The sequence below is a fragment of the Brevibacillus laterosporus LMG 15441 genome (genome assembly GCF_000219535.2).
Classification (GTDB): domain Bacteria; phylum Bacillota; class Bacilli; order Brevibacillales; family Brevibacillaceae; genus Brevibacillus_B; species Brevibacillus_B halotolerans.
The window spans coordinates 4,509,420-4,534,597 of the sequence record NZ_CP007806.1; the positions used below are offsets into that span (position 1 = coordinate 4,509,420).

24 protein-coding genes and 2 tRNA genes are annotated in these 25,178 nt (G+C 39.7%); 8 read left to right on the forward strand and 18 right to left on the reverse strand.

The features are described 5' to 3' along the window. The first annotated feature begins 70 nt into the window (after positions 1-70). On the forward strand, positions 71-1,270 hold the full coding sequence (locus BRLA_RS19855; protein ID WP_003334611.1) for an FAD/NAD(P)-binding oxidoreductase: 1,200 nt from the start codon (positions 71-73) through the stop codon (positions 1,268-1,270). 53 nt (positions 1,271-1,323) lie between these two features. Next, a complete protein-coding gene (locus BRLA_RS19860; protein WP_003334610.1) occupies positions 1,324-2,769 on the forward strand; it encodes an MBL fold metallo-hydrolase in 1,446 nt (481 codons plus the stop codon). A 26-nt stretch (positions 2,770-2,795) separates the two neighbouring features. Here BRLA_RS19860 and BRLA_RS19865 read toward each other — a convergent pair whose 3' ends face one another. The 4 genes from BRLA_RS19865 to BRLA_RS19880 form a co-directional block, all read right to left on the reverse strand. Beyond that, positions 2,796-3,887 (reverse strand): HD-GYP domain-containing protein, encoded by a 1,092-nt coding sequence (locus tag BRLA_RS19865; protein WP_022585598.1) that lies wholly within the window; start codon positions 3,885-3,887, stop codon positions 2,796-2,798. A 174-nt stretch (positions 3,888-4,061) separates the two neighbouring features. Beyond that, positions 4,062-4,382: a YunC family protein gene (locus tag BRLA_RS19870; RefSeq protein ID WP_003334608.1), complete on the reverse strand. Its 321-nt coding sequence runs from the start codon at positions 4,380-4,382 to the stop codon at positions 4,062-4,064. 74 nt (positions 4,383-4,456) lie between these two features. Beyond that, entirely contained in the window at positions 4,457-5,284 is an 828-nt protein-coding gene (locus tag BRLA_RS19875; RefSeq protein ID WP_003334607.1) for a sulfite exporter TauE/SafE family protein, read from the reverse strand. A 38-nt stretch (positions 5,285-5,322) separates the two neighbouring features. Further along, a complete protein-coding gene (locus BRLA_RS19880) occupies positions 5,323-6,180 on the reverse strand; it encodes a DUF72 domain-containing protein (protein WP_003334606.1) in 858 nt (285 codons plus the stop codon). A 45-nt stretch (positions 6,181-6,225) separates the two neighbouring features. Between BRLA_RS19880 and BRLA_RS19885 the strand changes: the two genes are divergently transcribed. The 3 genes from BRLA_RS19885 to BRLA_RS19895 all read left to right on the forward strand — a co-directional run bounded on the left by BRLA_RS19885 (position 6,226) and on the right by BRLA_RS19895 (position 9,099). Next, positions 6,226-6,666, forward strand: coding sequence for a M67 family metallopeptidase (locus BRLA_RS19885; protein ID WP_041752404.1), 441 nt, complete (start codon positions 6,226-6,228; stop codon positions 6,664-6,666). 309 nt (positions 6,667-6,975) lie between these two features. Continuing rightward, positions 6,976-8,001 carry a BMP family lipoprotein gene (locus BRLA_RS19890; RefSeq protein ID WP_003334604.1) on the forward strand — a complete coding sequence of 342 codons (1,026 nt, stop codon included), beginning with the start codon at positions 6,976-6,978 and terminating at the stop codon, positions 7,999-8,001. 87 nt (positions 8,002-8,088) lie between these two features. Continuing rightward, a complete protein-coding gene (locus BRLA_RS19895; RefSeq protein ID WP_003334603.1) occupies positions 8,089-9,099 on the forward strand; it encodes a BMP family lipoprotein in 1,011 nt (336 codons plus the stop codon). A gap of 130 nt (positions 9,100-9,229) precedes the next feature. Here BRLA_RS19895 and BRLA_RS19900 read toward each other — a convergent pair whose 3' ends face one another. From BRLA_RS19900 to BRLA_RS19950, 11 genes are all read right to left on the reverse strand, one after another. Then, positions 9,230-9,565 (reverse strand): metal-sensitive transcriptional regulator, encoded by a 336-nt coding sequence (locus BRLA_RS19900; RefSeq protein ID WP_003334602.1) that lies wholly within the window; start codon positions 9,563-9,565, stop codon positions 9,230-9,232. A 53-nt stretch (positions 9,566-9,618) separates the two neighbouring features. Further along, positions 9,619-9,825, reverse strand: coding sequence for a copper chaperone CopZ (gene copZ, locus BRLA_RS19905; protein WP_003334601.1), 207 nt, complete (start codon positions 9,823-9,825; stop codon positions 9,619-9,621). A 211-nt stretch (positions 9,826-10,036) separates the two neighbouring features. Then, positions 10,037-11,599 carry a flotillin lipid rafts scaffold protein FloT gene (locus tag BRLA_RS19910; protein ID WP_003334600.1) on the reverse strand — a complete coding sequence of 521 codons (1,563 nt, stop codon included), beginning with the start codon at positions 11,597-11,599 and terminating at the stop codon, positions 10,037-10,039. 36 nt (positions 11,600-11,635) lie between these two features. Continuing rightward, the gene (locus BRLA_RS19915) at positions 11,636-12,145 is read right to left on the reverse strand and encodes an NfeD family membrane protein (protein ID WP_003334599.1); all 510 of its coding nucleotides are present in this window, start codon (positions 12,143-12,145) and stop codon (positions 11,636-11,638) included. A 229-nt stretch (positions 12,146-12,374) separates the two neighbouring features. Continuing rightward, positions 12,375-13,136: a suppressor of fused domain protein gene (locus BRLA_RS19920; protein WP_003334598.1), complete on the reverse strand. Its 762-nt coding sequence runs from the start codon at positions 13,134-13,136 to the stop codon at positions 12,375-12,377. Positions 13,137-13,298: 162 nt separating this feature from the next. Continuing rightward, positions 13,299-13,374: transfer RNA gene (locus BRLA_RS19925), tRNA-His, on the reverse strand. Between the two features lie 29 nt (positions 13,375-13,403). Further along, positions 13,404-13,496: transfer RNA gene (locus tag BRLA_RS19930), tRNA-Ser, on the reverse strand. A 124-nt stretch (positions 13,497-13,620) separates the two neighbouring features. Next, positions 13,621-13,974 (reverse strand): hypothetical protein, encoded by a 354-nt coding sequence (locus BRLA_RS19935; RefSeq protein WP_003340921.1) that lies wholly within the window; start codon positions 13,972-13,974, stop codon positions 13,621-13,623. Positions 13,975-14,035: 61 nt separating this feature from the next. Next, positions 14,036-14,338: a MerR family DNA-binding protein gene (locus tag BRLA_RS19940; RefSeq protein WP_081870832.1), complete on the reverse strand. Its 303-nt coding sequence runs from the start codon at positions 14,336-14,338 to the stop codon at positions 14,036-14,038. A gap of 337 nt (positions 14,339-14,675) precedes the next feature. Then, positions 14,676-15,764 carry a GerAB/ArcD/ProY family transporter gene (locus tag BRLA_RS19945; protein ID WP_003334593.1) on the reverse strand — a complete coding sequence of 363 codons (1,089 nt, stop codon included), beginning with the start codon at positions 15,762-15,764 and terminating at the stop codon, positions 14,676-14,678. A gap of 157 nt (positions 15,765-15,921) precedes the next feature. After that, entirely contained in the window at positions 15,922-16,536 is a 615-nt protein-coding gene (locus BRLA_RS19950) for a hypothetical protein (protein ID WP_119912729.1), read from the reverse strand. Between the two features lie 376 nt (positions 16,537-16,912). On the opposite strand from BRLA_RS19950, the gene BRLA_RS19955 reads away from it, so the two are divergent. Then, positions 16,913-18,262 (forward strand): helix-turn-helix domain-containing protein, encoded by a 1,350-nt coding sequence (locus BRLA_RS19955; RefSeq protein ID WP_003334591.1) that lies wholly within the window; start codon positions 16,913-16,915, stop codon positions 18,260-18,262. Between the two features lie 650 nt (positions 18,263-18,912). Beyond that, the gene (locus tag BRLA_RS19960) at positions 18,913-19,482 is read left to right on the forward strand and encodes a YiiX/YebB-like N1pC/P60 family cysteine hydrolase (RefSeq protein WP_236867720.1); all 570 of its coding nucleotides are present in this window, start codon (positions 18,913-18,915) and stop codon (positions 19,480-19,482) included. Positions 19,483-19,525: 43 nt separating this feature from the next. On the opposite strand, the gene BRLA_RS19965 is transcribed toward BRLA_RS19960, so the two are convergent. Beyond that, positions 19,526-19,888, reverse strand: coding sequence for a DUF3139 domain-containing protein (locus BRLA_RS19965; protein ID WP_003334589.1), 363 nt, complete (start codon positions 19,886-19,888; stop codon positions 19,526-19,528). Positions 19,889-20,259: 371 nt separating this feature from the next. On the opposite strand from BRLA_RS19965, the gene BRLA_RS24410 reads away from it, so the two are divergent. Continuing rightward, positions 20,260-20,403 (forward strand): hypothetical protein, encoded by a 144-nt coding sequence (locus BRLA_RS24410; RefSeq protein ID WP_164496766.1) that lies wholly within the window; start codon positions 20,260-20,262, stop codon positions 20,401-20,403. Positions 20,404-20,865: 462 nt separating this feature from the next. Here BRLA_RS24410 and BRLA_RS19980 read toward each other — a convergent pair whose 3' ends face one another. Then, positions 20,866-24,012, reverse strand: a complete 3,147-nt coding sequence (locus BRLA_RS19980; protein ID WP_003334587.1) for a type I restriction endonuclease subunit R — start codon at positions 24,010-24,012, stop codon at positions 20,866-20,868. Positions 24,013-24,028: 16 nt separating this feature from the next. After that, entirely contained in the window at positions 24,029-25,177 is a 1,149-nt protein-coding gene (locus tag BRLA_RS19985; protein ID WP_003334586.1) for a restriction endonuclease subunit S, read from the reverse strand. Position 25,178 lies beyond the last annotated feature (1 nt).

The following is a 25,178-nucleotide window of genomic DNA, read 5'->3' on the forward strand; positions in this document are numbered from 1 at the left end:
TTTTGACATTTTTTCTTTCTTCACCTTACTTGCGATTGATAGTTTTTATATGTCTGAAAGGGGAATGGAGATGTCAAGTATCCGCAAGTTTTGTGTTGCCATTGTAGGTGGAGGTAGCGCCGGCATTATGGTTGCAGCTCGATTATTGCGCGCACGCCCCTCTCTTCGCGGAAGTATTGCAATCATTGACCCTGCTGATAAACACTACTATCAGCCCTTGTGGACGCTGGTAGGAGCAGGTGTTGTATCAAAGGAAAAGACAGAACGTGAGGAAGCCTCCCTAATTCCCAAGGGAGCGACTTGGATCAAGGAGTCTATCGAATCCTTTTTTCCAGAAATGAATCAAGTCTGTACAGCACAAGGTGAAAAGATTCAATATGACTATTTGGTTGTATCCGCCGGGATTGAGATAGGCTGGGACAAAATTAAAGGGCTCCCAGAGGCAATTGGAAAAGGCGGAGTATGTAGTAATTATTCTTATGAGCATGTTTCGTATACGTGGGAATGTCTGCGTACTTTTTCAGGAGGAACTGCTATTTTTACTCACCCAAATACACCGATTAAATGCGGGGGTGCTCCCCAAAAAATCATGTATTTAGCGGACGATCATATGCGGAAGGCAAAGGTGCGCTCCCATTCGCAGATCATTTTTGCTTCAGCTAATGCGAGTATTTTTGCCGTCAAAAAATATGCAGATTCCTTACAGAATGTTATTAACAGAAAAAATATTCACACCAATTTCAGATGGAACTTGATAGAGATTCTTTCAAAAAAGAAAGAAGCTTTATTTGTTCATCTAGATACAAAAGAGTTACATACCCTTTCCTATGACATGCTGCACGTGGTGCCCCCTATGTTTCCCCCCCGTTTTATTCGAGAAAGCCCTTTAGCAGACGAAGCTGGATGGGTAGAAATTGATGCAGCTACACTACAGCATAGACGCTACCCAAACATTTTTTCTCTAGGAGATTGTAGTAACCTTCCTACTTCTAAGACTGGGGCTGCTATTCGAAAACAAGCGCCTGTGCTCGTGGCCAATCTATTGGCTGTCATGGATCAGCAAACCTTATCCGCTCGATATGATGGATATACGTCTTGCCCATTAGTAACAGGCTATAATCGCTTGATCCTAGCAGAATTTGATTACAAGCTAGAACCCCGCGAAACGTTTCCCTTTGATCAAGCAAAAGAAAGATATAGCATGTATCGAGTAAAAAAGGATTTGCTTCCTCTCCTTTACTGGCGAGCAATGATGAAAGGGCGAATGTAACCCTTGTTCCATCCATATTTCATATTAAAAAATAGAAGGAGGAACGATCATTCATGTTATTACGTTACTTTTATCATGAACCATTAGCTCAAGCTTCCTATCTTGTAGGCTGTCAACGAACTGGTGAAGCCGTCGTCATTGATCCGCAAAGGGACATTACAGCTTATTTGCGTATTGCCCAGCAGGAGGGTCTGCGTATCGTAGGTGCATTGGAAACTCATATCCATGCCGACTTTGTATCCGGAGCAAGAGAGATCGCCCATCGGACCCAGGCTACTCTTTATCTTTCAGGAGAAGGGGGACCTGACTGGCAATATGCGGGACTCGATGGTGTTGCCCATCAAATTATCCATGAGGGAGATACCTTGTCCGTAGGCAATCTCCGTTTAGAAGTTATGCACACGCCAGGACATACACCGGAGAGTCTGTCCTTTTTATTAAAGGACTATGGTTTAGCCGGGTCACAGCCCATCGGAGTATTCACAGGAGATTTTGTGTTTGTTGGTGACGTAGGACGTCCTGATCTGCTCGAAAAGGCCGCTGGTCAAATAGGTACTGCTGAGGTCGGAGCACGTCAAATGTATCAATCTCTTCAACGTTTTAAAGAATGGGAGGACTATCTGCAAATCTGGCCGGGTCATGGAGCGGGAAGTGCCTGCGGAAAGGCATTAGGTGCCGTCCCCTCTTCTACGGTAGGCTATGAAAAGCGCTATAATCCTGCCCTAGCCTTCACAGAAGAAGAAAAATTCGTTACATGGCTGTTAAACGGTCAGCCAGAGCCCCCCCGCTATTTCTCTCGAATGAAACAGGTTAATAAACAAGGAGCAGCCTTGATAGCTGATATCCCTCTCCCCAAAGAAATACAGATGAATCAGGAAGTGCTACAGGATATTCTAGCTAGTGACGCAATCCTGCTCGATACACGTCTTGCCTCAGTATTTGCCCAAAGCCATTTGAGTGGCTCTCTATCTATCCCCCATCAGCGCAGCTTCTGTACCTGGGCTGGTTGGTTAATTGATGAACAAAGTCCCTTATATGTCCTTGGAAATAAAGAAGATCACCAACAAATATTATCCGATTTAAGAGCGGTTGGAATTGATCATGTCTTAGCGATGGGTGATAGTAATGAAATTCAAAAAAACATCGATCTGTCCCCCCTGCTTAAAGACATGAAGGAAATGGATGTCATGACAGCCACTTCCCTTGTCTATCAGCAGGACGTCACCTTGATCGATGTTCGCAATTCATCTGAATGGCTTGAGGGCCATCTTCCACATGCTGTTCATATTCCGCTCGGCTCTCTACACAAGCGACTGGATGAGATTCCTAAAGATAAACCGATACTTGTCCAATGTCGTTCAGGCGCTCGCTCTGCCATAGCAGTCAGCCTTTTAGAATCGAAAGGCTTTGAGAATTTGATTAATTTAGAAGGTGGTATCCTCGCCTGGAATCAGGCTGGACTCGAAACAATAAACAATCCAGCTAATGTCACCATCTAAGGCTTGCTTTCTCAAAAATAAACCTATTAGCTAAGCGGCTCACAATCAGAAATAACTAAACTTAACTCGGTAGTTAGATCAATTTCAAATGGCTTTACCTTTTCATGAGCCTCATTTTCTAAAATTCGTACAACCGGTCTGGAGGGAAATCCCGGATTATTTTTAATAATAACGCCGGAGATACCAGAGCTTAAGGTGACCCCTAGACCAACTGGATAAATAGAGATCGCATTTCGAAATTGTTCCAAAACATTATTACAAAATTGCGTACCCGATCCTGCAAACAAAAGCTCCGTAGCATCATGCGGTAGCATCGGCTTACGATAAACCCGATGACTTGTTAAAGCATCAAACACATCACATACGGCTAAAATTTTCGCATATGGATGAATTTCCGCTTCTTTTAATTGACGGGGGTAGCCACTCCCGTCAATTCTTTCATGATGCTGAAATGCGCAATGTGCAGCTAGTAACGGAACTCCTATTTGTTTTCGTAATAATTCAAATCCGATTACGGTATGCTGCTTGACAATTTCATACTCCTCATCAGTCAAACGCCCCGGCTTATTCAATATTTCAGGCGGTATCATCATTTTACCTACATCATGTAAAATAGCCCCTATGGCTAAATCAGCAATTTCCTTATCATTTAACCCCATTTTTAATCCGACTGATACAGTATAAATTGTTACGTTAAAGGAATGGACAAACACGTAGGAATCGATACCACACACCGTTCCTAGTAAATTCATTGCTGAATGATTGTTTTTTAATTCATGAATAAGATTCATGAGCACGCCTCGAACACGCAGTCCCATTTTTTCTGCCGCAAACACTTGTCTAAATTTTTTAGGATCTTCACGAAAGGTTTCAAACGACTTGTGGATAAATCCCATCGCTTCCCGTCGCGTCTCATCGGATATAATATCATCTATAAGAATATCAGCGGTATCCTCATCCTCAATATAAATGGAATGAATATTCATTACTGCTAAACGTGCGATCATTCTCTGAGTGAGTGTAACGCCGTTTCCCACTAAGATTGTACCATTACTATTGTAGATACTTCGTGCAAGCTTCATGCCCGTTTCACAGCGGGTGATGGACAATAATCGCATTAATTTTTCCAAGCCTTTCCTAGTACTAGTACCATTATACCTACTAGTAATTTCGTCAAAAAGAAGGATTGATTTTACTATTGTTATCTAATAAAGAGAAGTTTGGCTAAGGCTGTTGAGCTTGTCCACCATCGCAAACCTCCTATTCCGTGAGGTATTAGGAGGCTTTTACGCTTATGTTCGTTGTTCGTGAGAGAGCATGAATTCAATAGCATCGCTACCTTTTATACCTGTCTCTATCCCCAAAGCCTCCGAGCCATAAGTCACTGATTCTAAAGGAGCATCCAGCAGTTCTTGTATCGTTTTTACACCTGTTGCCCGACCTGCAATAATTTCTCGATGAGCTAACTTCTCATTTAATAATCCAACATCAAGTGCACCACACATGATATATCCGATTTCCGTGGCCACCACCAGCAGCGTAGTTTTCGGCAAATGCACGGTAATGGCCTGTGCTACACCCGCGTTAAAATAAAGCGGCTTCATTTCAATCATCTGTACCCCTCCTTTCTTTTTACGATATGAGCAAAAGAGAGAAGGGGTGTTTTTTCGAATGAAAATACGGCATGCTAAGCTACAAAAGCTTTACAAATCATTTGAACGGCAATCGCTAAGATCATGATTCTCAGCAGGAGTATTAAGGTCTTACCTTTTAATTTATTAGACACAATAGCTCCTATTGCTCCACCAATCCATGCCCCTGGCGCTAGACCAAGCACATAGAACCAGTGGATATGTTCGTTTATAATATTCGTTGTGGAACCGACAACAGCCGACAAAAAGATAATGCACATGGAGGTAGCCGTAGCCATATGGGCAGGGAAACGATATAGGACGATCAGTGCCGGCACCATCAGAATTCCTCCACCAACTCCAAACAAAGAAGAAATGATACCGACAAAAAACGCAATGATGATAGCAGAGATACGGTTATAGCCATAAACTTGCTGCTCCCCCTGCTCATCCACATAGGTTTTAACAATCTTCCATTGGTTCGTTCTTGGCTTGAATTTATCTTTAATCATTAGCAAGATAAACATGGAGATTTGAAATAAACCAAACAAAAGATAAAATGAGTCACTATTTAACCATTTATTTACATAAACTCCAACGATTGCTCCCGGAGCACTACCAATAAAAAATAGGACAGCCGCTTGCACTTCCACTTTTTTCTGTTTCCAAAAGCTAATACTTGAGGAGAGAGCTGTTATCGCAATGACCAATAAAGAGGTACCGCTCGCTATTTGCGGGGTAATACTACCTGGCTCATACATATTCCCGAAATAAAGTAAGGCAGGAACGAAAAACATTCCTCCGCCAATACCAACCAGACTCCCCATTACACCTGCGAATAGTCCAATAAACATAAACAATAAAATAAAGAGTGCAATTACCATGATCAGCCTCTTCCTGGGCGTACAACGCCAAAATGTTGTTAGAAAAGCTCAAGTTGCCGAGGATTCAATCCATCCGGATCAATATCCAATAGTTGCATCATTCGCTTGGCGTTTGCTACAGCATCGCCCCCTGAATTATTATTGAATAGCACAATAACACGTTCCGTTTGCTGACTTAATTCGAGCAGTCTAGGCTTCCATTCTTGTAACTCTTCTTCACTATATCTGTATAAATACCTAACATCTCGCCAATTTGGGGCGCCAGTGTCACGCCATCCCGCCCTATTTCTCCCATGAAAGCGAACCAATGCCTGTTTTGGAGAACTAACCGCCGTAACAATGGGGACAGAGCCAGACCCTACCTGCGGCTCATCACAGACAACATGAACAGCGCCCAGCTTTTGCAGAAAAGCTAATGTCTTTTCTCTCCAAGCAGACTCAAACCAGCTTTGGTGTCGAAATTCGACAGAGATAGAGTAATGGGAAAAATATTGTACACAGTACTGAACGTATTGAACATGCTCTCGCTTACAGTCAAACCAAGGTGGGAATTGAAACAATAATGTCTCCAATTTCCCTGCGTCAACAAGTGGCTGAATGCTCTCTTCAAAACTCTTAAATAATTCTAGCTTTTCATCGCGTTCCATGTTACGTTGATGACCGGTCAGCCCTTGATGCGGTTTGACAATAAAACGGAATGCATCAGGGGTTTCCTTTGCCCACGTCACATAATTTTTTTGTGGTAAAATAGCGTAAAAAGAGCTGTCCAGCTCTACAATAGGAAAATGACTGGCATAAACAGACAACTTATCTTTGGCTTTCACACCCTGCGTGTATAAATCATCATGATCTCCCCAGCCGCATACGCCAATTTGAATGTTTTGGTTTTTGCTCAAGAGAAAACCTTCTTTCACTTTAAACTTAAAGGAGAAATAGTAGCTATGAACCACACCCTATTGGGTTCTCCCTTTTCTCATGCGGATCAGTCGATCCTTATCTCAAAAACACTAGTGTCTCAACTACTCGTAGCAGCAAAACAGCAATTGCCTTACGAATTTACTGCATTACTAGGCGGTCATCAAAACATGATTACTTCATCCTATCCTGCTTCTTCGGAAGTTGCCTCAACCGACACTTTTTTGATAAGTCCATCTATTTTTTTTCAAAGCATAGCCCAGATGAAAAAACAACAAGAATGCTGGCTTGGCGTTTTGCACACTCATCCGCTCTCTCCTGCCGTTCCCTCTTCTCTAGATATACAGGGATGGCATTATCCCCAGCTTTGCTACTGGATTTTATCATTTGCAACTGAGATACCTGATTTAGCTTTGTATCAAATTAGCCAAGGACATGTACAACGGCATTCATACGAGATAATCTAACCGCTTCTGACCTGCCGCCAAGCTTTTTCCTTTTGTATAAACTTGTTTCATTGTCCCTGATATTCTTTCTCATCAGAAATCAACAGAAAATCTTTCCATAATTAGTTTACTCCTTTTTTCGACAATCCTCAAATGCTGGGACATTACATAACCCTGCTTGTAAATGAGCAGAATATCATTAGAATTTTGAAGCTGGATTCATTGCGTAAATAATCTGACAATTGACGTTTGTTTATTTGTCTGATAGAATTTCATCGTTTGCCCAATTTAAACAAAACGTAGCAGAGACAAAAGGGAGGATTTTTCATCATGAAAAAGCTTTATTCAATCCTCGGTGCTAGTCTTTTGACCTTCTCACTCGCTCTAAGCGGCTGTGGAACAAAAGCTCCTGAAACCGGGAACGCATCTGGAGAAGCAAAAAAACACATAAAAGTAGGAATGGTTACTGCTACTGGTACAGTTAACGATAATTCCTTTAACCAGATGACATGGGAAAGCTTGCAAAAGTTTGGAAAAGACACTGGTGCAGAGACTCAATACCTGCAATCTGCAAGTGATAGTGATATCATTCCAAACTTGAATCAATTTATTAAAGAGAAATGGGATCTAACTTTTGGTGTCGGCTTCTTAATGTCCGAACATGTACAAAAAGTAGCGAAAGAAAATCCAGAAGCTAAAATTGCTATCATTGACTCTGTTGTTGACGCACCAAACGTAACATCCATCGTGTTCAAAGAGCATGAAGGGGCTTACCTTGCTGGTGTAGCGGCTGCACTTAGTAGTAAAACGGGCAAAATTGGTTTCCTTGGCGGTATTGAAATGCCTGTAATCAAACGTTTTGAAGCAGGCTTCACAGCAGGTGCAAAGGCAGCTAAACCAGATATTACAATCGTTCCCCTCTACACTGGGGCATTTGACAAACCTGATCTTGGTAAATCTACTGCTTCCTCTATGTTTAACCGCGGTGTTGACATTGTGTTCCATGCGGCAAGCTCTACAGGTGATGGTTTGTTTAACGAAGCAAAAGACCGTCGCGCTAAAGGCGAAAACGTATGGGTTATCGGCGTAGATATGGATCAATCTAAAGTATTTGGCGAAGATATCACAATGACATCTATGATCAAACGTGTTGATGAAGCTGCATACCGAGTATCTACTGATCTTTTAAATGGTAAATTTGAAGGTGGTAAATCGGTATCTCTTGGTTTGAAAGAGAACGGTGTTGGACTAGCTGAATCCACAAAGAAAAACATCTCCGAGGATGTTTGGAAAAAGATCGAAGAGTTTAAACAAAAAATCATTAGTGGTGAAATTACAGTACCAGACAAAATGTAACACTTTTTTATAAAAACGGCATTTCTGTTAGCTTTTGAGCTACGGCAATGCCGTTCTTTACTCATTTTCTTTGGAGGTACAAACAACATGAAAAAAATGATTAGCCGTGTGCTACCACTTCTATTAGTACTACCTTTAGCATTAAGTGGATGCGGCAACCAAAAACAAGCAACACCTGCCTCAGATGCTAAAAGCAATGTAAAAATCGGGATGGTAACCTCTGTAGGTACCGTAAATGATAACTCCTTTAACCAAGGTACATGGGAAGGCTTGCAAAAGGTAAAAAACGATAAAGGTGCTGAGGTACAATACCTGCAATCCAGCTCCGATGCAGATATTATTCCAAACCTTAACCAATTTGTGAAAGAAAAATGGGACTTAACCTTTGGAATCGGCTTCCCAATCATGGAACACGTACAAAAGGTAGCAAAGGAAAATCCTGAAGCAAAGCTTGCGGTTATTGATACAGTCGTTGAAGCTCCAAACGTTACTTCAGTTGTATTTAAAGAAGAGGAAGGCTCCTTCCTAGCTGGGGTCGTGGCTGCATTAACATCAAAAACAAAGAAAGTCGGCTTTGTTGGTGGTATTGAGATCCCTGTTACAAAACGCTTTGAAAAAGGCTTCCTAGCTGGGGTAAAAGCGGCTGATCCTTCTGTACAAGTAAACACCATTTATACTGGTGCCTTTGATAAACCTGATGCTGGTAAATCCGCTGCATCCTCACTCTACAACCAAGGTGCTGATATTTTATATCACGCAGCAGGTGCGTCTGGAGACGGTGTCTTTAATGAAGCAAAAGCCCGTAAAGGCAAAGGTGAGAACGTGTGGGTTATTGGCGTAGACATGGATCAATCTCTTGTATTCGGGGATGACGTGACACTTACATCCATGATGAAACGTGTAGACCAAGCAGCTTATCTAGTAGCTACCGATTACATGACTGGTAAATTTGAAGGTGGTAAAACACTTTCCCTTGGTTTAAAAGAAAATGGTGTCGGCTTATCTGAATCTTCCCGTAAAAATATCTCTGAGGATGTTTGGAAAAAAGTAGAGGAATTCCGCAACAAAATTATTAACGGTGAAATTAAGATTCAATAGTATAGGCTGATTATTCTTATACAACAGATTACTCGTTATACTGATTACTGACAAAAAGCTCTCTTTTACGTGTTCACATATACACACAAAAGAGAGCTTTTCTTTAATTAGCAGGTATAATCCATACATGTTATTTCATTAGCTTTGCCACTGTTTTTAGCAACTCATCAATTACTTCCTGGTCGCCTTCCTGAATGCGTTCCACTACACAGCTTTTCATATGACCTTCCAGCAGAATCTTCCCTACGGAATTGAGCGCTGATTGAACAGCAGCTATCTGATTTAGTACATCATCACAATAGACGTCCTTTTCAATCATACCCTTGATACCGCGAACCTGTCCCTCAATTCGATTCAATCGGGATTGCAAATTCCCCTTTAGCTTTTCGGAATGATGACTGGTTCGCTCCTGACAACATCCTTTTTCCTTTTCATCAGGTACAAGCTCTTGATAATCTCCCTCCATTTCATTCCCCCCTTTTTCTCATATTCTCTATATAGTGTATACGTTATTCTCTCTTATTCTACATCATATCCTTGGTCATCAATCGTTTCTTTAATTGCTTCTACTGTTACTTTCGTAGAATCATAAGCTACATCCACCTCTGCCTCAGACAATCTAACTTTGACTGAAGTAACTCCTTCTAAGTTACCTACAGCTTTTTCAATCGCTTGCACACAATGATTGCACGACATACCTTGTACTTGTAATACGACGTTTTCCATCTTGTTCAAACCCCTTTCGATTTATCATTTACATTATCGTTCTCTTATACTACTATACCCCCCTAATGTATGTAAAGTGTATTGATTCTTGTACAAATGATTATTCATAAAAAACCCTCCTACCTCAATAAACCTCGGTAGAAGGGTTCGTACAACCAATCGATCTTTACAAAACTATGACAGCTCCAGTCAGTTATCAGTGCTCACGAGCCTATTTTTCTTGTGGAATCTGCTCAGTTAGCTTACTAACCTCAGAAGCTTCTTCCATGGCTTCAGCTTTAGCATGATTGATCTCTGCTGTTGCGGCTACCTGCCCCTTTTTCATGAAGCCCTCAATCATCTCATTCATATCTAAGCCAGAGACATCCTTTAGCATTTCTGGTAACTGCGTCATTAATTTAGTGACATTTGTACTTAAACGATTTACACCGTCTCCTTGACCACCACCAGTATCAATAATTGTTACCTTGTCGATTGCTTTCATTGGTTCAGCAACCTTCTCGGCCAACTCAGGCAACATCTTGACCACAATATCTAATACAGCCGCCTGACCAAACCTTTCGTATGCTTCAGCCAGCTTACGCTTCCCTTCGGCTTCTGCTTCCAGTTTGAGCTGAGTTACCTCCGCTTCTGCTGTACCGCGTGCTCTTTCTGCATCAGCATAAGCAAGACCCTCTAAGCGCTTTTGTTCTGATTGTGCCTTCGCTTCTGCCTCGATACTATATTTTTTAGCATCCGCTTCACGCATTTTCTTCGCTTTCTCCGCTTCAGCCGCCTGCTCTACAGCATAGCGATCGGCATCCGCCTTTTTCTTTACTTCCGCATCGTACTGACGCTCTCTACGCAGAATTTCTTTTTCTTCTAGCTCAATCTCTTTCTCACGGCGTACGATGTCTACTTTCATTTCCTCTTGAGTAACCTGTTGTTTCATCTTCGCCTGTTGTAATGAATACGCCTGGTCGGCTGAAGCACGCGCTCTGTCTTGCTCCTGCTTAAACTCTGAAATTTTGAGTTCCTTTTCTTTTTCTGCTTCAGCTATGTTGGTTTCTTTCAATAATTCAGCCTTTTTAGCGTGCTCTTCGGCTTGGGCCTGCTTGATGCGCGACTCTTTATCAGCCTCTGCTTGGGAGATGCTAGCATCCCTTTTCACCGCAGCAATTTGCGGAATACCTAACGCAGCCAAATAACCGTTTTTATCTCGAACATCTTTGATGGTAAAGCTTACAACAGACAGCCCCATCTTTTTCAAATCTTTGGCAGCTACTGCCTGCACTTCCTGAGCAAAGCGCTCCCGATTCTTATAAATTTCCTCTACTGTCATGCTTCCAAGGATGGCACGTAGATACCCCTCCAGAACCTCCTGAGCTTCAGCACGTAGCGACTCATCTGGTTTCCCCATAAATTGTTCCGCCGCTGTAGCAATGTCTTCTATAGAACCGCCAACTTTAATAATTGCCACACCGTCAGCCATCACAGGCACACCATGCTCTGTGTAAACCTCTGGGGTAGATACATCCAATTTATGTGATAATAAGCTTAAAAAGTTCGCTTGCTGGAAAATTGGTAGAACAAACGTACCTCCACCTCGTACAATCTTAATTTTGTTGCCTGATTCGTCAGTTAGTACGTTCTTGGTACCAAGTGCACTCCCCGTTACAATCATTGCTTCATCAGCACCTACTGTTTTGTATCTAGCCCAAAACGCAATACCAAGGATTACAAAAACAGCGATTACAGCAATAATAGGTCCAAGCACAATGATGTCAAAATCCATTAGCAAACATCCTTCCTTTATGTATTCATCTAGCATTTATTCAAAGGGAATCACTTGTAGAACATGATCCTCTACTTTGACAACTATGACACGAGAACCCTGAGGAATCATAACCTGATCTTGGCTAGAGGCAATTTGGTTACTAGTCCCACTCAGCATTGTAATGATAATTTCTCCATATCCCTTGGCAGGAATGGTGGTAACAACTTCCCCCAATTGCCCTTCCAATTGGGTAAGCGAATAGCCTGTAGAATTTTCAGCGTTTTTCATGGGGCGAATCCAGATAAAATACCCCACTGCAGCAAGTAGTAGACCACTACCAGCCGAAAGTAACACGACACTTGTGATGGAAAGTAATGTGAACCGATGCAGAAGAAAGCCGCAAGCACCAAAGGCTGTAATAGCACTCACAACACAAACAGGTTGTAATACAGGGCTTTCTACACCACCTGTAAGGGCATGACTATGATCAACAAACATCAACACAATAGCAAACAAGAATCCAAGTCCTATACAGCTAAGAAAAATAATATCCCATGTCCCCATGTAAACACCTCATCCTAGAATTAAGTCAAGTGCGTAAAAGGGTGCAATCATTTTATCTTGCACTTGTTTATACGTTTCGATTTGCATACGGTTTCAAAATTTCCAGATAATTTCCATGATTTTTTTGTCCTTTCCCTATTCTTTCAATGGGACTGTCTTCATGCTTTGATAATATCAATTTTATTTTATACTTTATCCCCATATAAAAGAAACCTCCGAATCATCTAATTTAGATGACAGAGGCTCGATTCCATTCTAAAGTATTTACATCATTTTCTATGAAGATCGCTTCTAATTCAGACCAACCATTTTGTGTCACAAACTCAGCCTCTGTGCGCCATAAAGGAACTAGCATGTATATACTCACAAGTTCTTTTCCATCGGTAAAATGGGTAAACCCTTCTGGTTCAAAAACAGGAGGCAGGCAAATGACATGTGTAAAACCATGATGTGTCCCAAATGGTTGACCGCTCGAAAAGAGCTGCTCATTAGTAGAACTGTCTATTTCTACAGCCTGTTGTATAATGTGTTCAATCAGTATAGGCAATTCCTGATGTTTTTCATAAGTGCTAATGATATATTCTGTGCCATTCTTTATTGCGCAGCCACAAGTCGCATACGTAAACCATCCTCGACTGCGGTTACACGGATATAGAAGCACTGCAATCTCCTCTGTTTCCTGCTGAATCGAAACCTGATCAATGGGTTGGTCATGAAAGAATGCTTGATAATGCGACTTGATCCACTTTTGCCAAGTCACATCTGTTTGCTTATTTTTTGGTTCATCATGATAAATATCTGGGGGCTCTTGTTTCTGAGAATGCTGTATAGAGCGAGATCCTGCTTCAGTAACCGCCTGCTCGACCACACCCAGCCAGACCTTTAGCATTTCCGGCTGTTTCGTACACTCCTTCTTCTTAGATATGAGATAGAGGAAGAAAAGCAGGAAAAGAAACGCGATCATCAGTAGCATTATTTTAAGCAGATACATCTGTCTCCCCCTCACTTGAAAATTCTCCATATATAAGCCTATGCTACATCATACATACGGTTCCATCAAATGCCCGAATTCGTCAAAAAACCCCTTGTCTTCAAGTCTCCTTGAACAACAAAGGGGTTTTAATCGTAGCAGTTATATGTCTTTAAAATAAGATGGGGCGATCGATGGGAATCGAACCCACGAGTGTCGGAGCCACAATCCGATGCGTTAACCACTTCGCCACGACCGCCATGTATGAAAATAAAAGATAAAGTAAAATGGCGGACAGAGTGGGATTTGAACCCACGAGACGGGTCGACCCCGCCTACACGATTTCCAATCGTGCTCCTTCGGCCACTCGGACACCTGTCCATATGTTTCATACAAGAACTAATATAGCAGATTTATTTTAAAAATACAAGGGTTTTTAATCAATTTCTAAAAAAAGTAGTGTAAGCGGTTACTGATGAATCGACTGTAACCGCTTTTTTTTATTTTATTCTGACCTTTCTTTCTGAAAAGCAAGTTTAATTACCTGATATATCAGCAATTGTGGAAAAGCGTACAGCCCGGAAAGAATTAGTGCGACCAGCTCTGCTGTCAATGGCTCAAAGTAAGCATCGCTTCCACCCATAAAATAGTGTGCAAGAGCTATGGTTAGAACCATTGAAATAGCAATGCCCCCCAGCATATATCTGAATTGATTCACACACAAGGGCAATAAGATCATGGACAATAAATACATCCATGCGCTACCTTGTTTGTAATCCATATACATGGTGAGAAATAGTAACGGAGAACAAAGAACGATTGCCAGTAAATTCCACGCGGAAGATTGGATGAATTTCATGTTAACCAACACCTTGCCATTAACACTTTTTCAATATTCTACCATATTCTTCCGGAATTCACTAGCAGATTAACCGTTCAAATATGTTTACATGTCTACTTGACCATTCTCCAAGGCCTGGTGCTTCGTATACAAAGTCAATGATAGCATCCCATTTCACGCTTTGCTCCTGCTTCACTGGCAGACTGGCATAATCCAACGTGGAAATAACTTGATCAAGCTTCTCCCGCTTTTCCTCCAGCAATTTCTTTTGCATCTGTAATGATTCCTCTAAATCGACTGGCCAGATTGGCTGAAGAGCTTTAATTTCCTCCAATGAAAAGCCTACATATTTTAGTGTCAAAATTTGTTGTAGTATCTGAATTTATAAAGATGATTGTATCGACATTTATTCAAAAAACAAGACTCTACAATTATTTGATTTCCGGGTGTTACGGTTGCGAGCATCTGTTTATAAATAGATACTGTATCATATAAAACAAATGCCATCTTAGACATTTTTAGCCTCTCCCTTCAATGAACAATTCCTATTAAGCTTTTCCGCCTTTTCTGCTTTCATTACCAATAAAAAAAGACTTTCCTTAGCAGAAAGTCGTCTTCTTCCTCTCTTGCTTTTTCCCATCTTACAGCATCTTACAGGGTGACGTAGCGTCATAGGCAAGCGTTTTTAGCTTTATTGTCGATGTAGTGTAGGCAATGAATCAAGTGCCTTTTCTTTTTGGTACAAGCATCACGTATAGCCAAAAGAACACAGGAAAAGTAAAAGCTACGATATAAGAAAAAGGAGCTAAAAGGATATTCAACAAGTTTATGTTAGTAAAGTACGGCTGATAAAACAGATAGCTCACTATAAAAATCCCTAAAATGATATATAGCTGTGACCGCTCTCTTCTTTTCGTAAGCTCAGAGATACCTTCTGTAACAAAAAATAGATATGGGATAACGGATGATAAAAAAATGAGGATGTAAAAAGAGACGTAGACAATTTCAAAGCGCTCCAAAAATGCGAAATGTATCGGCTTGACCAATGTTAGGGTAGGCCAGATATACTTTGTAATCTCATCAGGACTAAAAACCATATAACATATAATAGTGATTTCCAAATAGATCAGCAAAGTGATTGAATTGGCAATAATAATGCCTTTTGCGGCATGCTCTTTATTCTTTATGTATGGATAAAAAAGATAGGCCAATTCAAAGCCTAGGAAGGGAAACACGGCGATCCGTACACCTTGAATAACAGGCTCCCACCCCTCCTTTAGAATTGGCAGCAGAAACACGAAATGACTTTGATCTAAAGGGAAAAGGAGGACTAGTAATAACCATAAAGTTGAAAAAAACACAACAACCTGAAATCCGCTAAGCACTCGAATGCCACCGCGTATTGCCATGTAAATGGGAACAATAAATAGAACACTAATAAAATAATTGGGTGTATTTGGCAGTATCCATTCATTAATAATGAAGACGCTCGAAACAAAAATAGAGAATGCACTAATAAAGCTATATATAATCCAGATAACCATCATTACATTTCCTATTATAGAGGAGAAATAAAGATGGAGGATTTGTAGCATTGTCTTTCCTGGATGCTTTGACATGACCTTTATAATGCATAGGCTAACTATGGTGGACAGAACATACCCAATCAAAATGGAAATCCAGCCATCCGTTCCAGATGCCTGTGCAAGCTCTGCAGGAAGTGTCAAAATGCTTGTTCCAATTTCAATGCTAGTAATGGTTAAAATAAAATGTAGGAGAGAAATCTCTTTCTTCATGAATGTAGACATTACCTTGTCCCCCCTATTCCTATACATCTTCTAAGTTTTTTGCTAGCAGGGAAGTCGGGAGTATCATCTGTATATAAAAGTAATATCTGCAAAAAAAGGACAGGATATTCCTATCGACTAGACAGAAATATGCTTATTTCCTCAATCCTTGTTAAGACTATGAATATAATTGGATAAGGGACAATAATCTTATTTTAACCTCCTCGGGCAACGGTTCTTGCAGTAATCGTTTACAAACTTCTAGATTGGTACCGTTCTTTTCAAGATATCCATATATTCTATCTGCTTTTTGAATACGGTCTATTAGGTGATAAGCTACAGCCCATACCTCAGAAGCGCAGACCGGGATGCCTCTCCATTCGTAAGCTGGCAGGCAGGGAAGATGACATACACCCGTTTTTGTTTTCACAGAAAAATTCCCCATAAAATCAATCTCTTTTCCATGTAGCTCCACCGATAAGCGATATTGAGTGTTGTATATACCATCACCCGAAATCTCTACTGTCACAGGATATTCCGTTAATGCTTCGCTTAGCTTATCTAATGATGCATCTGTAGTGATATCTATATCGCGAAAGGTAGTTTCTAATCCTAAGCTGTATAATAGAGTACTGCCACCTAGGGCAAACGTTATATCTTTTTGATGCAATTGTTTTCCTAGTCTTGCTACCTGGTCTAAAATATCTTCCATCGCTAACAATCCTCTCTTTTTATGCTTGTCCTTCCCATACTTCTTTCGTCTAGTTGTATGGCACTGACCGATTGTAGCCATTGTATGCTCTTCAAAATTTTTAATCAATACAAGCGATATTTTCCCTCCTGTGGTGAGGAGATTAATCAATGGGTAAAATTACATGTTTATCAACAAAAATAGCCCTCAAACGGTTTAAATTCCGTCAGAGGGCTTTCGCATTATCTTTGCCTCGCTAAACCAAAATAAAAAGGGAGTTACTATGAAGTTTGGTTGAAAAATTTCATGAAAATAAGAAAATGGTTGCAGAGATGCTTGTTAAGAAAAAATGGAACTTAATATTTTTAAAAATATTACTCTTATACTTTTATTTTTATTTACAATATTATCTAATTAAAGTAAGATGTAATGGAATATTTTACTTATTTTTCCAATATTAAAAAGGGTGATAGGTTTAATGCACGTCTTAGATTACAATTATGAAGGTGCGCAGATAGAATTACGTCAACGTTTACAAGAAGCACTTGATCGTAAAGGCTGGAAACAAAAAGACCTTGTTTTAGCAACGGAAATTGAATCAGTCACCATCAGTCAAATACTTAACAATAGACAAAAAATAACACTTTCTCAATTAGTGGCTATTACGAAAGCTTTAGACTTACTAGAAGATACTTTTTATGAGGAATTTTTAGGGGATTGCTTTAATGAATCGGGAAAAATGTCCCCTATTAAAACAGCAGAATTTTTCATAAGTTGTATCAAAGCTGAACGATATGATCTTACAAAAAAGATCATGGCATTAATCAATGAGGACACTGATAGAAAAAGACTTCTTGAAAATACTTTTAAGATGGCAGAATTCATATTTTCCTCCGATCAAAGAAACTACAGTTTGCCCTTGTACGATATTGTGATCAAGAAAAGTACAACACGTAACGAACGAGTAGCCATTTGTTATTTTAAACGATTTGTAATAGCTAGAGATGTAGACCTTACTGTCTCTGGTTATAAATCGCTACACCAACTTTTAGAATACCTTCCTCTACTTCCAAAAGAATATAAACTAGAAGCGTATTATAAAATATTAACCTTTTATAATGCTGTAGAAAAATGGGGAGAACTATTAAAGTATGCCGCAGAATTAAAGGAATTAGCTATCACGTTAAACGATAGCAATTTCATAGCTGAAGCCTTACTATATGAATCCTTTAGTTATCGAGAAATGAAAGATTATGATAAGGCATTACTTATAACTAAAGAATATGCTAAGTATGAAGGATATCAGCAAATTTCGAAATTAAATGAATTATTATTTTCAATAGAAATGGGCCATGTCGAATATATTGACAGCTTTGCTAGTTTAGCTACTGATGTTGAAATATTTATGTTATTGCCAGTTGCTATTGAAACATATTTACAGAAGAAAGATATTGAAAGTATTCAAAAACTGATTAGTACTTTTGAAATACAAATCCAAAAAATTGCTTGTCAAACAAGCATTCCTACAAAAAGACATAAGTTAAAACTTTATCAAGCATTAGCCTCATATTATTTTATAATTGAGGATAGCAACAAAGGGTTTGAATACATCTTTGAGGCTCTGGAGCTAGCTATCATGTTTAAAAATGTAGAGAGAGTCCGTAGCATTATTTTGAAGTATTATGAATATGATTATCTTGCGACATCTGAGCAAAAAGAAAAATTTGTCGAAGTTATGACAGAAAGAGATGGTGGTTTCCATGAAGCGAGGAATAATTTTCTTACTAGCGATTCTCTCCTTGTACGGCATTACAGAAACGAATTTTGAGGCTAAAGAATTTGATACGGCAGTTTCTTCAAAAAGTGTAGGTGAAGGATGGTAGAAGAGAGGATAACCTCTCTTTTTTTTTGGGAAAATTTGTTTATACTGATATATAATTAAGTAAATAACTGGTAATCCATATATTTTTTAGAAAATTTCATTAGTTTTATCTTTTGTGGATACCAGAAGTAAGGAGGATAGCAAAGAAAGAATCTTCAAAGAAAGGAGTTGACTGATATTAGCATGGGGCGATTGCAGTGGTAGATGTCGAAAGAAAGATTTTAAACAGGTAATAAAATCGGGATGTTCCCAAATGCCCTACGAAAGCTTAGGAACACCCCAATAACCAGAGCATATTAATGATGCTCCATTCAAGTTTACCACGCCTTTACGTTTAAATGAAAAAAATATTTTTTTTCGAAAAAGTAGTTGTCTTTCATGTGAATAAGCTGTATGGAAAACCTTGTATAACAAAATAAAGCCGTGATTCAGCTATTCTTTGAAGACAGATAGAAGATATTGAATGACTCTTAACCAAGATTTTGTTTATAAGCGAGGAGAAGGAATAACAAATAATTCGGAGGCTTAAATATGTTTAAAAAAGATTACTTATGTCGTTGATGTCAGTCTCACTAATATTTACTGAGGCTTTAGGTGTGTCAGCTTCTGAAATAGAAAGACAGAAAATCAATAAACCAGAGGATGTTCCAGTCGAAGCAACTTATCCGAATTCAAGAGTTGAGATTAAGCCAGGGGATATTCTTATAACAAACAATACCATTTCAAAAGGACTTACTGGTCATGCTGCCATTGTTGTAGATACAGAAAATATTGTTGAAATACGAGGGATAGGGTATAATCCTGAAAAAACTTCAATCAGGAGATTTTTTAGAGATAATGTAGGTAAAAAATATGGGACGAAAGTAGTTCGATATAATCGAACCAAGATTCGAAATAAGGCAGCTGATTGGGCAGAGTGGTATGTAAATAAATATGACGATGTAGAATATGCCATCTCTGATTTATACAATTATAAGCAAAAAACATATTGTTCAAAAATTGTATGGAATGCATACTATTTTGGTGCTGGTGTTAGATTGAATACATCTAAGACATATGTACCTGGACCAGGGGGTACATCTCCAATTGAACTAGAAATCGCTGCTCCTTACGATCTTGAAGACAGTTCAGATGTGACCACTGTACTTACCCAAGGCAATTTCTAAAAAAGAGTACAAAAAGTTACCTGCCATCTGACAGGTAACTTTTTTATGGTTCCTTATGTTTTGGTTCCTTATGTTTTGTTTCATCACTTAAATCATCTTTTTTATACTTAGAAGCTGCAATACCTGTTTGCATGACCTCTCCATCAATTATGCTATAGCCATATGTTTTGTCTTTCTCGTCACTAAAAATGACTCTAGCAAAATACGCATCGAACTTCCTTAGATAATCAACTCTAATTTCTGTAATATCACTTTTTTTGTACTTCTTTTCATTTATAAGATAGGCTTCTATTTGACTTTTCATTTCTTCTTTCTTGTATGAATAACCGCCAATAAGCCACTCAAAATTATAAATAACTAAAAATGCAATCACTAAGGTTATTACAGACAAAAATATTTTTTTCAAACCCTACCCTCCTTCTTACACTACAACATCACCTGCTTATTATACCATTAAAGAAAGTTTTATCCAAATATTCTTTCAACTTAAGTTACATCCATCAATGTTCATATTATGGTCATCACTTATGGCATAGACCAATTTATACACCTCCAAAGAATTAAAATTCCTAAAGACACTAAAGTCAATCAAAAAGAAGTTTGCCTTATGTACGAGAACTACAAGGCTACAAAAGAGAATATTGTTTTCCATCAACAAGACGGCAGATGGTTACGTATAAACATGGTACGGGAGTATTTCAAAGAAGTATGTAAGCGCGCAGGAGAGTTCCTGTCCTCTCACCTCATGCCTTACGTCACACCCATGCTGTTCATCTTTTGGAATCGGGCGCAAATATAAAATACGTGTCCGAGAGACTCGGACACGCAAGTGTTAAAGTAACCGCTGATACATATCTTCACGTCACCAAGAAGATCGAGGATGACGCTTTGAGTCAGTACGAACGGTATGTTCAATTTTAAAAATCGGGCAAACCGTAGTTCCGAAGCCGAAAACCCTTGATACAACAAGGTTAACCAATAGACCCTTCCATCTCGAACTTGATTAAAAGCACTTAAAACAGCATTAAACAACATCCAAAAAAGCCCCTTCAACTATTGATATAAAGCGTTTTGGAAATTATTTCAAACTGTTATTATAAACTAAACTTTGCACGAACTTTGCACGTTTTTGGCATGGTAATTGGACCTTAAAAACATTTAGGAACGGGTTAAAGCTTGAGAACCCACAGTTTGCGCTGTGGGTTTTTATCTCCAAAATATCCTTTATCCATAAGCTAGGTTCCTTGACCCAGTCCTTATACTGTTCTTTGGCTTGTTCAACAATTGCATTTGTCAACAACTTAAGTTGCCCACCGGTAATTTTCTCACTAATTAACACCATTTTAACTACAAGATTTACCTTTGAAGGGACCTTTCATTCTTCTACTCTTCGATATCATACCCACCTTTAAGAATGAACTCCTGAAGCAAATTGTGTACTCTTATGTTGATCTTAAATGGTGGTATTTTTACGTTTTCCAATTTTTCAAAGTATTCCTTTGCCTTGACTTTGTCTACGGAAGCCTTCAAATCATCAAAGCGACCAAACTCATTGATATTTGCCTTATTTACATTTGCAGCCAAAAAATTGCGGAGTTTCATTTCATCAACTCCCAAGATTCGTGAAATACTTTGGATTTGGTCATTCTTTGCCTTGAACTGATATTCAGTGATATAATCCCTGAAAGTTTTACCGTTTTCCATCCTGGCATTTCCGCTTGCTACTTCGTGAAGGAATATGTTTGCATACTTTTGTTCTTCCTGCGTCAACGTGGCGAATGACTTATGCAAATCATCAAGCGTCTTCCTCATTTCAGCTTCATCTACATCATCTTGTGTAAGGATTTTCAGAAACTTTTCAAATCGCGAGTTCATATAGTCCGAGTCGATTTTCCCGGTATCAATCTCCGTTAGGTAACCATCAATCTCGAACGGAACATCGTCACCACCACCACCACCGCCGCTGCCGCCAAACAGCTCTTTATAACGCATCGCCAAAACCAAATAGGTGTTTTCATCTAGTTTCATATCGACTTTAGTCTTTGGCTTTCCACTGCCATGGCTGAACGGGTACGTTGACTGATTCCATGTAAAGCCTTGAATTTTTGCAGCTTCCAGATAGTCGTTGAATGATTTGAAGAGTGATGCAAATTTCCCACGCTCCGAACGGTCATCCGGCAGCTTTTCAAAGTTCAGAATCCCGGAACGGGTGAACAGCTCGCTGATGTCATCAAAAATTGCATTCAGCTTGTTTAGATTGTACTCAAGCTTTTCTACAAATAATCCAATAGGCTTATCCCCAGAATAGAGCTTCACAGCTTTTTCTATGTTTTGTTCCATCGTATGCGGATATCTGTAGTATCGTATGGTTCCAAAAGGCTTTTCTGGGCCAAACAGACGATTTGTACGGGAGAATGCTTGGATGATATTTTCATACCGAAGCTTCTTATCCATATAAAGCGTGTTAATCCACTTGGAGTCGAAGCCTGTCAGCATCTGGTCGACTACAATCAGAAGATCGAGCTGCTTTTCCGGCGTTCTTTCAATCAATTTATATTGCTCTTTGTGAGCAAGCCGTGCAGCGATGTCTTTTTTCAGCTTATCGTAGCTCTTCAGACTAAATTTCTGCTCATATCTAGCGTTGTAATCCTCGATTATTTCAACTAGACCGTTCTCCTTAAAGGCAACTCCGCCGTTATTGTCGATGCTTGGGTCAAATAGGCAAGTAACCTTTAATGTTGGCATGGCTTTTTTTATCAACCTATAATAAATGATTGCCTCTGGTATGCTACTTGTAGCAAAGATTGCGTGGAACTTGCTATTATGACTTAATGTCACCCAGTTGTCAGCAATGTCCTTAACAACCATGTTCTCATGTTCTTCTGTATGATATTGGGATGTCGACAAATAGTCCTCTATTCCTTTGACATACTTTCCGTCATCACCGATATAGCCCGCCATTTTTACTTGAGAAGAATCCATGTATTTATAAAAGATTGCACTCTTTTTTGGATCAGCAAGGGCTTCTTCAACGGTAGCCGCTTTTGCCTGCTCCCTAGCAACAGCCTGCCGAACATCTCTATCTCTGTAGGTCAACACTTTGTAAGGGTCAAATCCAAGGACATTCTTATCACTAATACCATCGGCAATGCTGTATCTATGCAGCTCGTCACCGAAGATGGTTGAGGTGGTGTTCATTTTCTTTTGGTTTTCATCCTGAATCGGCGTTCCTGTAAATCCAAAGAAAACGGCAGACGGGAAAGAGCACTTTATATCCGTTAGCATTTCTCCGAATGTAGAGCGATGCGCTTCATCGACAATAAAGACGATTCTCTTAGAACTCATCATCTCAATATCATGAGCATTTAAGCCGCCCTCTTCGTCTCTGATATTGCTCATCTTCTGGATAGAGGTGACTATAAGCGTATTTGCCGGGTCTTCGCTTTTTAGTTTTGAAATTAAAGTAATGGTGTTTTCCGTTGCCTGAACGGACTCATTTTCATCTGCAAAACCTTGATACTCTTTCAAGGACTGCGTACCAAGTTCAATTCTGTCCATCAGGAAGATAACCTTATCTGCATCTTTGGAGTTTGCAATCAGCTGCGCCGACTTGAAGCTTGTCATCGTCTTGCCGGAGCCTGTGGTATGCCAAACATATCCGCCAAGCCTGTCGCGACCATCCCAGTTGGTTTTGGAAACACGGTCAGAAATGGCGTTTGCTGCGTAGTATTGATAGCTGCGCATGACTTTCAGTACACCATCGGTATCATCGGCGACGGTGTAAAAGCCGATAAGCTGGTGTGCCATCGGAATGGAAAGCAATGAAGAAGCAATATCTTTCCAGTCATTGATAGGCTCGTTATTAAAATCTGCCCAATGAAAATAAAAATCCTTATTGAACTTTCCGTCCATTCCAGGATTGGCGAAATAAACTGTTTCTGCCGGTTCCATAGCAACAAATATCTGAATCAGCGCAAATATGCCTGTGAAAATCCCTTCATCGGAGTATTTTTCTATCTGGTTATATGCCTGGCTGACCGAAACGCCACTGCGCTTCAGCTCGATGTGAATAACCGGCATACCGTTGATCAAGAGCAGCAAATCACCGCGACGGTCATTTAATATTTTGGACTTGCTCTTAAATTTTGGCTGCTGTGCAATTTGATAGCGGCTTTGTCCCGCAGCGATTTCACGTCGGTCATAAATCTTGAGGCTGACCTCTTTCCCGAAGTGCAGAGTGTCATCGGGGTTATCACGGGTAATGGCAACAGTTCTACCGTTGATAAAGCCGTTTAGTTTTAAAGGCGTCCGCAGTGTGGTGATCTGCTCCATAATCTGTTGCATCTCTCCGCTTGTCAGAGGGTAATCATTCAAACGGTCGATACCTCTGTTGTTTTCAAAGAGAATATCCGCCCAGTTTTTTAGCAAATATTCTTCAGTGGGATATTTCAGGACCTCAGGTTCCCAGCCTTTATGAGAGAGTACCTCAATTAAGGACTCTTCAAAATCTAATTCTTTGTCAAAGACCATTTCGCGTTCACACCTCCTACACAAATATTTTTTCGAGCATTGATTTCTTGATATTTTTCAACTTTTCTAAATTATGCTGATGAAGGCTGATAAGATTGTCGAGTGTAGCAAAATACTCTGTAATTTTGTTCTGTTCCGGGATTGAGGGGATTGTGATCATTCGTTTCTTCCAATCCTCGACATCAAACACCATCTTTTCAATATCAACTCCATAGGAGCTTAAGAAAAAAAGCCGGTACATTTCCGGTAGTTTAGACATCAATCCCCAGAACTCTGAAGTAATATGTTCGTTTCCGGAACAGACTAAGTACTCGTTTGAAACGATAGATTTATCAAGGCTTTTCGGCACTATTCCATTCGCTCCATGAATGATTTGCCGTTTTGAAATTACATAGTCACCTTCATGAACCTCATAATAGTTTTTGACCAATATGTCTTTTCCTTTATAGAAACCACGGGACACAATTCCGCCATTACGCCTTTTCACAGTAATAAGCTGATATGTTTCCTTGTCATCCATTTCAATCGGGCGTGACTGTTCTGTTAATACATCACTAACCATAAACTGTTCCCAATCATCAGTAAATCCAGCGAAGCGAATTTCTGGAACATTGGCTCCATCCTTCGGGAACATTTTTTCGAGCAATGATTTTTTGACGATTACCAGCTTGTCATACTTACGCTGATGAAGGGTGATGAGATGGTCAAGACCCTTGAAAAATGAGCCGATTTTTGCTTGTTCTTCTTTATTTTCTGTTATCCAACCACGCTCATTTTTGAGGATTGTGAAATGGCGTTTGTACCCTTGCGATTCAGGTTTGTATCTTTCTAAAAGCGTAAATAGAAAATTACCTTCTAAACCATCAGCACTCAAAATTTTCACGCCATCGGTGGCTACAAAGAATGGTTCTCTTGGTTTATACAATGACAGTGTATGATCTCCAAACAAAACTACATCTGGATAGTTTTCAAATGGTATTCCATTGGCATATCCAACAACAGACTTATCTCCCTGCTGAATAACTTCATAATTCCCATAATCACTTGGTTCTGCTAAGTACGGACTAAATTGATGTGTTTTTAGAATATCCCCCAACTTCCGCTGTTCCCAAGCATCGGTAAATCCAGTGAAGCGAATCTCTGGTTTTTTATCTATTTCAGCCATA

Bases quoted from the DNA above. Each gene is read 5' to 3' on its own strand.
- BRLA_RS19855 (WP_003334611.1), top strand. From the start codon at position 71: ATGTCAAGTATCCGCAAGTTTTGTGTTGCCATTGTAGGTGGAGGTAGC.
- BRLA_RS19860 (WP_003334610.1), top strand. From the start codon at position 1,324: ATGTTATTACGTTACTTTTATCATGAACCATTAGCTCAAGCTTCCTAT.
- BRLA_RS19865 (WP_022585598.1), bottom strand. From the start codon at position 3,887: ATGCGATTATTGTCCATCACCCGCTGTGAAACGGGCATGAAGCTTGCA.
- BRLA_RS19870 (WP_003334608.1), bottom strand. From the start codon at position 4,382: ATGATTGAAATGAAGCCGCTTTATTTTAACGCGGGTGTAGCACAGGCC.
- BRLA_RS19875 (WP_003334607.1), bottom strand. From the start codon at position 5,284: ATGGTAATTGCACTCTTTATTTTATTGTTTATGTTTATTGGACTATTC.
- BRLA_RS19885 (WP_041752404.1), top strand. From the start codon at position 6,226: ATGAACCACACCCTATTGGGTTCTCCCTTTTCTCATGCGGATCAGTCG.
- BRLA_RS19890 (WP_003334604.1), top strand. From the start codon at position 6,976: ATGAAAAAGCTTTATTCAATCCTCGGTGCTAGTCTTTTGACCTTCTCA.
- BRLA_RS19895 (WP_003334603.1), top strand. From the start codon at position 8,089: ATGAAAAAAATGATTAGCCGTGTGCTACCACTTCTATTAGTACTACCT.
- BRLA_RS19900 (WP_003334602.1), bottom strand. From the start codon at position 9,565: ATGGAGGGAGATTATCAAGAGCTTGTACCTGATGAAAAGGAAAAAGGA.
- copZ (WP_003334601.1), bottom strand. From the start codon at position 9,825: ATGGAAAACGTCGTATTACAAGTACAAGGTATGTCGTGCAATCATTGT.
- BRLA_RS19910 (WP_003334600.1), bottom strand. From the start codon at position 11,599: ATGGATTTTGACATCATTGTGCTTGGACCTATTATTGCTGTAATCGCT.
- BRLA_RS19915 (WP_003334599.1), bottom strand. From the start codon at position 12,145: ATGGGGACATGGGATATTATTTTTCTTAGCTGTATAGGACTTGGATTC.
- BRLA_RS19920 (WP_003334598.1), bottom strand. From the start codon at position 13,136: ATGTATCTGCTTAAAATAATGCTACTGATGATCGCGTTTCTTTTCCTG.
- BRLA_RS19935 (WP_003340921.1), bottom strand. From the start codon at position 13,974: ATGAAATTCATCCAATCTTCCGCGTGGAATTTACTGGCAATCGTTCTT.
- BRLA_RS19945 (WP_003334593.1), bottom strand. From the start codon at position 15,764: ATGTCTACATTCATGAAGAAAGAGATTTCTCTCCTACATTTTATTTTA.
- BRLA_RS19950 (WP_119912729.1), bottom strand. From the start codon at position 16,536: ATGGCTACAATCGGTCAGTGCCATACAACTAGACGAAAGAAGTATGGG.
- BRLA_RS19955 (WP_003334591.1), top strand. From the start codon at position 16,913: ATGCACGTCTTAGATTACAATTATGAAGGTGCGCAGATAGAATTACGT.
- BRLA_RS19980 (WP_003334587.1), bottom strand. From the start codon at position 24,012: ATGGTCTTTGACAAAGAATTAGATTTTGAAGAGTCCTTAATTGAGGTA.
- BRLA_RS19985 (WP_003334586.1), bottom strand. From the start codon at position 25,177: ATGGCTGAAATAGATAAAAAACCAGAGATTCGCTTCACTGGATTTACC.